At 31.7% G+C, this 11,533-nt stretch carries 12 protein-coding genes; 7 read left to right on the top strand and 5 right to left on the bottom strand.

The genetic code is table 11. The features are described 5' to 3' along the window. The first annotated feature begins 139 nt into the window (after window positions 1–139). On the top strand, window positions 140–1,093 hold the full coding sequence (metF, locus tag K8354_RS13015) for a methylenetetrahydrofolate reductase [NAD(P)H] (protein WP_223440627.1): 954 nt from the start codon (window positions 140–142) through the stop codon (window positions 1,091–1,093). Window positions 1,094–1,367: 274 nt separating this feature from the next. Next, entirely contained in the window at window positions 1,368–1,685 is a 318-nt protein-coding gene (trxA, locus tag K8354_RS13010) for a thioredoxin (protein ID WP_223440617.1), read from the top strand. 386 nt (window positions 1,686–2,071) lie between these two features. On the opposite strand, the gene K8354_RS13005 is transcribed toward trxA, so the two are convergent. Together K8354_RS13005 and K8354_RS13000 are read right to left on the bottom strand one after the other, a co-directional pair. Continuing rightward, window positions 2,072–2,668: a mobile mystery protein B gene (locus K8354_RS13005; protein ID WP_223440609.1), complete on the bottom strand. Its 597-nt coding sequence runs from the start codon at window positions 2,666–2,668 to the stop codon at window positions 2,072–2,074. Next, a complete protein-coding gene (locus tag K8354_RS13000; protein WP_223440607.1) occupies window positions 2,659–3,120 on the bottom strand; it encodes a mobile mystery protein A in 462 nt (153 codons plus the stop codon). The genes K8354_RS13005 and K8354_RS13000 overlap by 10 nt, the downstream gene beginning before the upstream one ends. 1,172 nt (window positions 3,121–4,292) lie before the next feature. Here K8354_RS13000 and K8354_RS12995 point away from each other — a divergent pair. Then, on the top strand, window positions 4,293–4,748 hold the full coding sequence (locus K8354_RS12995; RefSeq protein WP_223440605.1) for a helix-turn-helix domain-containing protein: 456 nt from the start codon (window positions 4,293–4,295) through the stop codon (window positions 4,746–4,748). Next, on the top strand, window positions 4,738–5,301 hold the full coding sequence (locus K8354_RS12990; RefSeq protein ID WP_223440604.1) for a PIN domain-containing protein: 564 nt from the start codon (window positions 4,738–4,740) through the stop codon (window positions 5,299–5,301). The genes K8354_RS12995 and K8354_RS12990 overlap by 11 nt, the downstream gene beginning before the upstream one ends. A 234-nt stretch (window positions 5,302–5,535) precedes the next feature. On the opposite strand, the gene K8354_RS18860 is transcribed toward K8354_RS12990, so the two are convergent. From K8354_RS18860 to K8354_RS12975, 3 genes are all read right to left on the bottom strand, one after another. Continuing rightward, on the bottom strand, window positions 5,536–5,652 hold the full coding sequence (locus K8354_RS18860; protein ID WP_223440602.1) for a DUF6044 family protein: 117 nt from the start codon (window positions 5,650–5,652) through the stop codon (window positions 5,536–5,538). A 68-nt stretch (window positions 5,653–5,720) separates the two neighbouring features. Beyond that, window positions 5,721–6,290, bottom strand: a complete 570-nt coding sequence (locus K8354_RS12980; protein ID WP_223440600.1) for a methyltransferase domain-containing protein — start codon at window positions 6,288–6,290, stop codon at window positions 5,721–5,723. A gap of 63 nt (window positions 6,291–6,353) precedes the next feature. After that, window positions 6,354–6,614 (bottom strand): class I SAM-dependent methyltransferase, encoded by a 261-nt coding sequence (locus K8354_RS12975; protein WP_223440598.1) that lies wholly within the window; start codon window positions 6,612–6,614, stop codon window positions 6,354–6,356. A gap of 1,014 nt (window positions 6,615–7,628) precedes the next feature. On the opposite strand from K8354_RS12975, the gene K8354_RS12970 reads away from it, so the two are divergent. From K8354_RS12970 to pseB, 3 genes are all read left to right on the top strand, one after another. After that, window positions 7,629–8,765, top strand: a complete 1,137-nt coding sequence (locus tag K8354_RS12970) for a glycosyltransferase family 4 protein (RefSeq protein WP_223440595.1) — start codon at window positions 7,629–7,631, stop codon at window positions 8,763–8,765. Window positions 8,766–8,828: 63 nt separating this feature from the next. After that, window positions 8,829–10,238, top strand: coding sequence for a hypothetical protein (locus tag K8354_RS12965; RefSeq protein WP_223440593.1), 1,410 nt, complete (start codon window positions 8,829–8,831; stop codon window positions 10,236–10,238). A 281-nt stretch (window positions 10,239–10,519) separates the two neighbouring features. After that, window positions 10,520–11,530 carry a UDP-N-acetylglucosamine 4,6-dehydratase (inverting) gene (gene pseB / locus K8354_RS12960; RefSeq protein ID WP_223440591.1) on the top strand — a complete coding sequence of 337 codons (1,011 nt, stop codon included), beginning with the start codon at window positions 10,520–10,522 and terminating at the stop codon, window positions 11,528–11,530. Window positions 11,531–11,533 lie beyond the last annotated feature (3 nt).

Raw genomic sequence — 11,533 nt, 5'->3', positions numbered from 1 at the left:
AGCAAATGCTGAATTGTATTTGGCATAAAAAGATATAATGGAAAGCGCGACCTTTTTAGGGAACGCCCTAATAAAATAAATTAATAACAGAAAATAACCCACAACAGTTTCCCTCCTTTGGAGGGATTAAGGGAGGCTTATGAAAATTACAGATCACATTAAAAAATCGAACGGAAAAACATTATTTTCTTTTGAAATAATTCCGCCCAAAAAAGGAAAAAATATTCAGGAATTATACAACAATATTGATCCTTTAATGGAATTTAATCCACCTTTTATAGACGTAACCACTTCGAGGGAAGAATATGTGTATATAGAAAAAGAAGGTTTATTAGATAGAAAACTTACAAGAATGCGACCAGGAACTGTGGGTATTTGTGCAGCAATAAAACACAAATATAATGTTGATACTGTGCCCCATGTGTTGTGTGGAGGTTTTACAAAAGAAGAAACAGAATACTTGCTGGTAGATTGTCATTATCTAGGAATTGATAATGTAATGGCGTTAAGAGGAGATGCGATGAGTCATCAAAAATATTTTGAAGCTTCAAATGGAGGTCATAAATATGCAAAAGATTTAGTTACTCAAATTCAGAATTTAAATTGTGGAAAATATTTACATGATGTAATGGAAGCGACCAATAAAGCAGATTTTTGTATTGGTGTTGCTGGGTATCCTGAGAAACACTTGGAGGCGCCTTCTTTACAAACCGATTTAAAGCGTTTAAAAGAAAAAGTAGCTGCAGGCGCAGATTATGTGGTAACGCAAATGTTTTTTGACAATCAGAAGTATTTTGAGTTTGTAGAGGCTGCAAAAAAAATGGGGATTCATATTCCTATAATCCCAGGGATTAAGCCAATTGCTGTGCAACGACATCTGCAATTATTGCCACAGGTTTTTAGAATCGATTTGCCAGAAACTTTAATTCATAGTGTAGAAAGTTGTAAAACGAGTAAAGAGGTTCGTCAAGTGGGGATAGAATGGGCAATTCAGCAATCTAGAGAATTATTAGCGGCAGGCGTTCCAGTTTTACATTATTATTCTATGGGTAAAAGTGATAATATTCAGGCAATTGCGAAAGAGTTGTTTTAAAATAAAAGTGTTTTTCAATTTTAAAAGTTGAGTTTTGGTTTTAATTACGAGTCTTGATACAGGTGTGTTTTACTTTTTTGTGATGGGAATTACAGGGGATAAATTTCTAAAAATAAGTTAAATTGAAACTATTTTTTTAAGCAACATTCTAGCTGTCAGCATAAGAACTATTGATAGATACATAGTAAAAAGCAATTTTTGTAAAATATTGAGCAAACATAAAAAGACTACTTTTGTAATCTTAAACGAAATAACAATTTAAAATAGATATAAAATGGCATTAGAAATCACAGACGCAAATTTTGACGAAGTAGTATTACAATCAGACAAACCAGTATTGGTAGACTTTTGGGCAGCTTGGTGCGGACCTTGTAGAATGGTAGGGCCAATTGTAGATGAAATTCACGCTGAATATGAAGGAAAAGCAATTGTAGGTAAAGTTGATGTAGATGCTAATCAAGAATTTGCTGCTAAATATGGTGTTCGTAACATACCAACTGTTTTAATCTTTAAAAACGGAGAAGTGATTGATAAGCAAGTAGGAGTTGCTCCTAAAAAAACCTATACAGGTAAGATTGATGCTGCATTATAGAAGTATTCATTTTTTATAATAGTATAAAGGTTTAACGGATGTTAAACCTTTTTTGTTTTGTAGGGAACAGATTATTTATATTTAAAAGTGTATTGTAATACTAATTTTAAAAAAATATTGGGAGTGTAATTTAAACTCTGTCTGATAATTTTTCCGTTTTAAAATTAGTTTTTTATAAGGTATTCGTTAGGCTGAGCACAGCCGAATATTAAAAACTCTCTACTTTCCCCAATTACACTCCTTTTAAAACCCAAACCCAAACCCAAACGGTCGTTTTTCCCCCTTATTCTTAGCAATGGATCAGTCAACAAGGCATATAGCGTTGGCCTATACCGAAACACGGCACAGGTCGGCATGGCATATGGTTAGTTATTGGTAATAGTTTTTTAGTTTTCTGCAAATGTTATTAATGGTATTATATGTCCATTGTCAGCTTCTCTTAATGCTATGATATACTCTTTTCTTGTTGCATCTAGGCTAACCATATTTGACTGGTGCCAGCTGAAAATTTCTTTTCCGAAAATAGATTCAATAATTATATCAGCCATCATTCTTGAGTGTCTACCATTTCCATTGGGAAAGCAGTGAATTGCTACGATTCTATGTTTAAATCTAATAGCAATTTCTTTAGGTGGATAAGTCTTGTTAGTTAACCAATATTTAGTGTCATCAATTAGATTTTTCAGTTCTATTCCGATTTGAGTCCATTTTATTCCAATGTTTTTGTCAGTCTTTCTAAATTCACCTGCCCATTTCCAAACATCGCCGTACATTTTTTTGTGTAAATCTTTTATAAACTTTTCAGTCAATATTTTTTCAGGTTTTAAATTAGCTCGAATAGTCCATTCTACAGCATTTTCAATATTTAACTGTTCAAATTCATCGAGTTCTTTTTGAGTTGTTATTAATTTTATTTTTAGACCTTCTTTTTCGTCTTCATCTAAAGGTGTTTGGCCATCTGCGTATTTTAAATCTAATCCCATAATGACTTTCTCATTTCCCTTTTTATTTCATTAGCCAAGTCATTTATGGAATGTTCAATTTTATCTTCACTGATTCCTTGGTCCTCTAATTTCATATTTTGATTGGTCCTTAAAACAATTTTTCGGGCCAGTTTTTCAGCCTTTAAGTTGATTAGACTTTCGATGGTCCCATCTTTAGGAATAAAACCATATATAAACTTCATATTCAAGGCATTGCCAACATCCTTTAGTTTGTTTATAGTTATCTGACCTGTAGCTTCACGTTCTTCGATTTTTTGAATAGCTCCTTTAGTCAAGTCAAGTTTGGTCCCTAATTGGTCTCTTGTCATATTAAGAGTGGTTCTAATAGTATTTACCCATCCTTTTTGTGGGACCAGGATCATTCCTGCATCTTTAAAATAAGCCAGTTTTTGGTCTAATTGTTCTACGAGTAGTTTTTTCTTGTTTCTCATTCGTCAATATTTTATACATATAAGTATGTAAATCAAAACAAAAGTATACAAATATGTATAAATATACAAAAAAAGAATACTTATGTGTATTCTTTTATGTAAATAATCATACACATATGTATGAATAAATTAGTCTAAAAGGTTCTCGTTTAAATTAAAGCCAACGTTTAGTATATGAAAAGTAGGCGATTACGAAGCACCAAACTTTGGGCTAAGCACGAACTTTGATACGAGTTCAAAGCTATGAATTTAGGAGTGTTTCGCCTATTTTTTATATGCAGTGTGTGCCCAGTATGGGCATCTTTTATTTAGCGAAAGGTAAATAATGAATCTACAGGGTGTAAGCCCCTTATGCACAGGAGTAACCCTTCGACTTCGCTCAGGACAGGCTTCTTGAAGCATTAGTAAGTGGCAATGGTGGTAACTGCGAAGTTACATCTGAAGAAAGCGAGACTATAAAACTCGGTACTGACCCTTCGACTACGCTCAGGACAGGCCAAGCAGAAATCCTACCTGCCTGGCTGCCGGCAGGCACATAGGCATATTTACTTGGGTAAGCAAACAGATCATTGTAACGCTCAAAAGAGTAATAAAAAGCGACCACACCTCCAGCTTCAATTAGCCAATAAAGATTTAGATGTGATCGATGAGTATGTTTTGATAGAAAAATAGGTACATCGTTGCGGCCCTAGTTGTAAAAAAGGAGTTTTAATCACGCTGTTAACATTCGATGGTAGAGGTCCTCCAAAAGCGTATAACAAGATAGCAATACGTAAAAAATTGAAATACAAATAGTAAAGAAATGGCAATGTGCCCGTAGTATACTAGTGTCTAAACTCAAAAAAATGAGCCCTAAAACACGCTCTAAAAGGACTAAAAATTTAAAAAACGCATTATACATAGCTCGTATGTACTAGAAATATTGAAAACGCGCTCTTTTCTCCAATCACACTCCTTTTAAAACCCAAACCCAAACCGTCGTTTTCCTGCCTTATTCTTAGCAATGGATCGGTCAACAAGGCACATAGCGTTGGCCTATACCGAAACACGGCACAGGTCGGCACGCCATATGCTTCGTGATTGGCAATAGTTTTTTAATTTTAACATAAAATTGTAAGATTGTTTCGTTTATTTCGTTTAATATTGTATAAAACTATATTGAAACAGCGACAATGGAAACTTTTAAGAAAATCAATAGGCCTTCGAAAGATGAGCAAAAATTAGCAATAGAATCCTATGATGCTTTGGCTTCTGTAATAGAACAATTGAAGTCGGAAAATCCAGAGATAGAAATTGAAGAAACTCAAGAAAAAATTAAAATTCCTTTAAGTGCTTTAAAATTTCTTGGTGAAATATTAAAAGCAATGAGCCAAGGAAAGCCTTTTTCACTTGTCCCAGTTGCGACAGAGATCACAACTCAAAAAGCTGCTGAAATTTTAGGTTGTTCAAGACCTCATTTAGTTAAACTTCTTGAAGAAGGTGAAATTGAATTCACTAAAGTTGGTAAACATAGAAGGGTTAAATTTGAAGATGTTATGAAACATAAAAAGAGCATGAAGAAAATTCAGAAACAGCATATTATTGATATGATGAAGTCGGATGAAGAATTAGGTTTATATGATTCATAGTGTTAGATTTAAATGTGTCCTAGATACAAATGTTATTTATCCAATTGAGATTAGAGATTTACTTTTCTGTTTTGCATATTATGATATGTTTACTCCAAAATGGAGTGAGCATATTTTTGATGAATGGAAAGACATAATGTCGAGAAAAGGTGTAAGCTTAGAGGAATCAAGTAAAAGAGCTAATAGAGCAAATCAAGCATTCCCTGATGCTTTGGTTAATAATTATTCGGGTTTAATCAGTAGCCTTAAACTACCAGACCCTAAAGATAGACACGTTTTGGCAGCTGCTATTAAGACAAATGCAAATGTTATTGTTACAAACAACATTAAGGATTTTCCAAAAGAATATTTAGCATCTTTTGGTTTAACAGCAAAAACTGCTGACGACTTTCTCACAGATATCGTTGATTTAAATCCAGATCTGGCTGTCAAAGCTTTTAAAGAGCTAGTTTTGAATAGAAGAAATCCTGATTTGGATGAGTTTCAAGTTTTGGATATATTAAGAAATCGAGGATTAAAAGATACTGCTGATTTTCTACATACTCAGTTATAGTTAAATTGTTGCCAACAATTGTATATCCTCATTGCTGTGATATCGCATATAGCTATAATTGTTATTATTTTTTCTTTTTTAAATCTTTCTGTAACTTTGTACGCTTTTTGAATGCGATACCATCAGTTCGATTTTTCGGTTTCATTTAAAAACTAAGAAAAACAGTACTTTAGATGAATGGTTTTTTCTTACTTGCCCATATCACAAATACATCACCCCTATTTTTTTTCAAAATTACACTCCCGAATCTAAATTATCATGAATCGTAATCCAGCTTTGTTCACCTAATATGAAGATTGGTAAAAAGCTAATTATTAGAAGACTAATTGATATTATAAGTTCTTTTTTCATTAGTTTTATTTGCATAGAACGTATATTGTATGGCGCCGTATCCCGAAGGTTATGCATTATACACCTTGCTAGTTGCTTTTGTTTTTGAGTTTTACGCTAACATGAATTTCTCGTCCAAATGACAAATCACCGTAGACTTCTTTTAGCTTTATATATTTATCTATGCCTTGATTTAATAAAAAAGCACTGATTTCACACCTTGAAAGATGAGCCGATTTTCCAGTATGTTTATTTTTAACATAGTTAGAAAATTCATTTACCAAAAATTGTTCGATTGGGTAACCAGCTTGTAAACTAACTATTTCAAACCCTTCACCCTGAAGAAGTTTTTGTATCGAATCGAATTGAAAATAATGCAAGTGCTGTGGTGGGCAAAACCATGTGTTTTTAGTATAACTATTCTTAATTAAAAAATCTTGAAATGAAGAATAGTCGTTTGGCACATCGATATACAGCAAAGTTTCCTCATCCATTATGTCCTTAATAAGCTTAAGTGTTGAAGTTGGTGAAATAACATGCTCAAGGACATTTTTTAGAAGAATAATAGAATGCTTTTGTTCTTTTTGTTTTACTTCTTTTAACAAGTTCTCTAACTCACCTTTGACAAAGTGATTTTTAAGATTGGGATTGTGGGTCATGATACCAAATTCAGAATAATCGAAACAATTAACATCCCAATTGTTTTTTAGAAAAAAATTACTTTAATACCCTTCGCCACAACCAACATCAAGAATCGATTTCCGATTGGAATTAGGGAAAGTTCTTGAAAATAGTCGCTGCAACACCTTACAATCACTCGCAAAGTATTCAAGTTCAATGTCTGAATAATTTTTAGCATATTGACCAGAATCTTTCTGGTAGTATTCATTCTTATAAAATGTACTCAGTTCCTTTTTACTAGGCATTGGTTCAACTGAGAAGTAATCATATTTGTCATGTTTTTTTAATTCAAAATTTTTCATAATTTTAGTTTTAATTGTAACTAACAATTATATACCCTCATTGCTGTGATATCGCATATAGCTATAATTGTTATTATTTTTTCTTTTTTAAATCTTTATGTACCTTTGTATGCTTTTTGAATGCGATACCATCAATTCGATTTTTCGGTTTCATTTAAAAACTAGCAAACACAGTACTTTAGACGAATGAGTTTTTCTTATTTGCTCATATCACAAATACATCCTCCATATTTTTCCTCAAAACTACTAGCAATATTTTAATAATCTTTACGGGTTTCCGTATTCTCGTCATTTTTTTTAAAAAAAAATTAAAATTTTGGATACACTTGCGTCCCAAGATCAGAAAAACCGAAGAGAAGAGAAAAGAAGAGAAGACTGTTGCTAAAAATCAAATAGTTTCATTGAAATTGTAAATTTTATAAACAATCTATTTCTGGATTTATAGATGCTCTTTAAAGTTTATTTCTTCTTAATTATGGTAATTACACCCATTGAATTATTTTTTGATTTATTGAAATTAAAAAGAATTGACATCGCATTGATGATGGTCATTTTTTTAATAAAAAGGAAGCGAAAAAGAAACCATGTATTACGGCATTAGATGTCTAAAGGGTAGTAAGGGTATATTTAATAGTGAAATAAAAAGGAAATAAAATTGAATTTAGCTAGTTATGTTGTTATTTGTAAGCCATAACTTTTAATTGATGTCTTAAATTACCTATACATTTCCACAACATTACTATTTCCTTTTTTATATTTGTTAATATTATTATCATGATATTTATTCATCAAAAGATGTTTTTTAGTAGCTTTCTTTAGTTTAGAGTTTAAATATGTATATTATTTGTTGTGTTCAATTAAATTACATTTAAAAGAAATATGTTTAACTTGCACTATAAAAATGAATCCCTTGTTTTGATAAAGTAAAAATATCTTAATATTGATTATTTAAAATAATTTATATTAAAGTATTTAGGTAAGTTATAATTTTATTAGAAATAAAGGAAAATAGTAATGGAATCATTCATACAGCGTTTAACTTTCGACAATCTTTATGTAATATCCATACTTTCTCTCATTGGATCTTTTATAATGGTAACTATTTTAATTCCTAAAATAAGAGAAATTCTTCATAGTAGAGATTTAGTTGATTTGCCACCTGAAAGGAGTTCGCATAAAATTTCCACGCCTACAATGGCCGGTGTCTCATTTTTTCTGACCATATCTTTTGCTTTTATTTTTATTAAAAATTGGGATGTCGACGGCATTGGTATAAATTTGCTAGGGGCATTGGCTTTAATGTTCGCTGTAGGATTAAAGGATGATTTAGTAATTTCTGCACCCAGAGCTAAAGTAGGGGCAGAGTTGATTGCTATTTCTTTTGTAATTTTTTGTGCTTGTTATAAGATAACTTCTTTAGAGGGGTTTTTAGGGATTGAAGGTATTCCGCCGATTGTATCGTATATTTTGGTTACGATAGTTATGCTAACCATTATAAACTCGTATAATTTAATAGACGGTATCGATGGTTTGGCCTCTGTTATCGGAATTGCTATTTTTAGTATTTATGCATTTCTATTTTATGCAGCAGGTATTTATTTTTATTTTTTGTTTTGCTTAAGTTTAATAGGTATTTTACTTGCTTATCTTAGATACAATGTGTCTCTTACAAAAAAAATATTTATGGGAGATACAGGTTCTTTAATAATGGGTTTCTGCATCGCCGTTTTTTCCTTAAAGTTTTTAACAATGGATATTTCTTTATTGTCTGAATATTCTTTTGTTGCAGAGAATAAACTTATTGTTATTAGCGGAATCTTTTTTATTCCTGGTTTTGATACTCTAAGAGTCATTGGAGTTCGTTTACTTAAAAAAAGCAGTCCTTTTTATCCCGATAGAAATCATATCCATCATATATTAATAGATTCAGGGCTCACGCATTTTAAAGCGAGTTTGTTTTTATGCTGTCTTAATTTTTTAATAGCGGTCTCAATTATATACATGTCTACCTATTTTAATAGTTTTCAAATGTTGGGGATTTCGATTTTCTATTTTATCTTCTTTTTAGGGCTATTTTACAAGCTGAAAGCGAATATTGGAAAAAAAAATAGTTTTAAACATTTAATTTCAGCAATTCAAATTTTATTTTAACCACTCTAACAAATACCTTATTTTCGTAAAATAAAAATTTACATCCAAAAGTATGAAAGCATTATGAATAAGATAATTTTTTTTGAATTAAATGAGGTTCCAATTCGAGTTTTTCAATATTACATGAAGATGAGGCCAAACTCTTGGCTGGCTAAGAATTATCCCAAATTTAAGAAATACGAAACGATAACTGAAAATAAAGGACATCTTTCTCCTTGGAACACTTGGCCAACATTACACAGAGGGGTGCCAAGTCATCAACATTTTGTTTCCGATTTTAATCAAAATCTTACCGAAGTTGATAAAGAGTTTCCTCCAATATGGGACATCTTATCAAGTAATCGCATAAAGACAGGTGTTTTTGGGTCTTTACATACGCAAACGGTACCAAAAAATACAGAAAATTATGATTTCTATATACCTGACGTGTTTGCTCCAAATCACGAATGTTTCCCAAAGGATATCGAATTATTTCAGAAAATTAATTTAAATCTATCAAGAAAATCAGGGCGTAATGTTGATAACGCTTTACCGTACGGTGAAATCTTGGCTGGACTTGTACAAATTACAAAATTCGGATTTAAACTAGATACGATGACTAGTGTGGCTAAGCAATTGGTAGAAGAAAAAATTGATCCTTGGAAAAATGTAAGAAGGAGAACATTTCAAGCAGTTTTATCTTTTGATGTGTTTTTTAAACAGTTAAATGATAAAAAACCTGATTTTGTTACTTTTTTTACCAACCATGTAGCGTCTAGTATGCATCGATATTGGGCGGCACTTTTTCCTGATGAATACGAAAATTTAGACTATGATGGTGAATGGATACGCACCTATAGTAACGAAATACTTTTTTCTATGGATCATACGGATAAGATGTTAAAAAAACTATCAAAGTTTATTGATAAAAATCAAGAGTATAAATTGATCATTACTTCTAGTATGGGGCAAGAAGCTATTGAATGCGAACCTACAGAAACACAAGTCATTATTGCAGATGCTGAAAAGTTTATGAAGATGTTGGGTATTAATGCGCCCAGCCAATATAAAAAAATGCCGGCAATGGTGCCACAATTTAATTTTATACTACAGGAGGGTAGTGTAGAAATTTTTGAAGAAAATCTAAAAAAGTTGACCATTAATGGTGAAAAGATTAACTACCGAAAGAAAGACGATAACTATTTTTCAATAGATATTGTATTACGCAACGTTAAAAAAATAAATGTTAGTCTAGGTGCTGTTCATTTTAGTTTTGAAGATAGTGGGCTAGAGAACTTAATCATTGATGATAAATCTTCTTGTACGGCTTATCATATTCCAGAAGGGCATTTGTTTTCTTATCACCCTAAAAACGAGATTTCAAATTTTGTTAAAGAACAATTACCTACTTGCGATATTCTTCCGATCGTAATGAATAATTACGGAATAAAAACAAAAGAATATATGAATAAGACAAGCTATAGTAATCTATAATTGCCACAATGAATAAAATTTTGCATCGTAGAATTTATAGAGAATCCATAATTTTTGCTACTAGAGGATTTATTTTAGGTTTATCATTTGCTAACTTTTACATAAAAATACAGAAGCCATTTAACTTATAGTCTTATTTTAGTAAACCATTAAAATAATAGTTCTAAATATATGATTTTATGCGTTCAGTTTCAGTTTAGACGAAATAAAAAAGTAGATATTACAACACAATTAATAAATTAAATAGTTTCTAAAATTAGTTTTAAATAGTAGAAAATAAGATGTTACATAATAAATCGATATTAATTACTGGCGGTACAGGTTCTCTTGGTAAAGCTTTAACCCACCATATTTTAAAAAAATGGCCAGGTGTAAAACGATTGGTCATTTTCTCGAGAGATGAACAAAAACAATATGAAATGGAGCAGGATTATCCTGTAGCTAAATATCCACAAGTACGATTTTTTATTGGGGATGTAAGAGATCGAGAGCGTTTAGTTAGAGCTTTTTCGGGTATTGACTATGTAATTCATGCGGCTGCAATGAAACATGTACATATTGCAGAATACAATCCTGACGAATGCGTAAAAACAAATGTAGGAGGAGCTGAAAATGTAATTCAAGCCGCACTTCAAACACAAGTTCAACATGTTGTTGCGTTGTCTACAGATAAAGCATGTGCTCCCATTAATTTATATGGTGCTACAAAGTTAACTTCCGATAAATTGTTTGTTGCCGCGAATAATATCCGAGGACAAAACAATATCAAGTTTTCTGTAGTGAGATATGGAAATGTCATGGGTTCTAACGGATCTGTTATTCCTTTTTTCTTAAAAAAGAAAGAAGAGGGTGTGCTACCAATTACCGTAAAGGAAATGACAAGGTTTAATATCACTTTGCAAGGAGGAGTAGATATGGTGCTGCATGCTTTGAAAACTGCGTGGGGAGGTGAAATTTTTATTCCTAAAATACCCTCCTATAAAATTATGGATATTGCTAAAGCCATAGGACCTGATTGCGAACATAAAGTTATTGGGATTCGTCCAGGAGAGAAAATCCATGAAGAAATGATTACCTCATCAGATTCCTTTTTTACCTATGACATAGGTGAATATTTTGTGATACTTCCTCAAGCGACTATGTGGAATTTAAATGAATTTATATCAAATTTTAAAGCAAAATTGGTGCCTAGTGGGTTCGCTTATAATTCGGGAACAAATACGGAATGGGAAACAGTAGATTCTCTGCGGACTTTAATTAAGGAACATGTAGACCCTAATTTTAAAGTGTAAACT

The sequence above is a fragment of the Polaribacter litorisediminis genome (assembly GCF_019968605.1).
In the GTDB taxonomy this organism is placed as follows: Bacteria; Bacteroidota; Bacteroidia; order Flavobacteriales; family Flavobacteriaceae; genus Polaribacter; species Polaribacter litorisediminis.
This window is presented reverse-complemented; position numbering and strand designations above follow the sequence as displayed.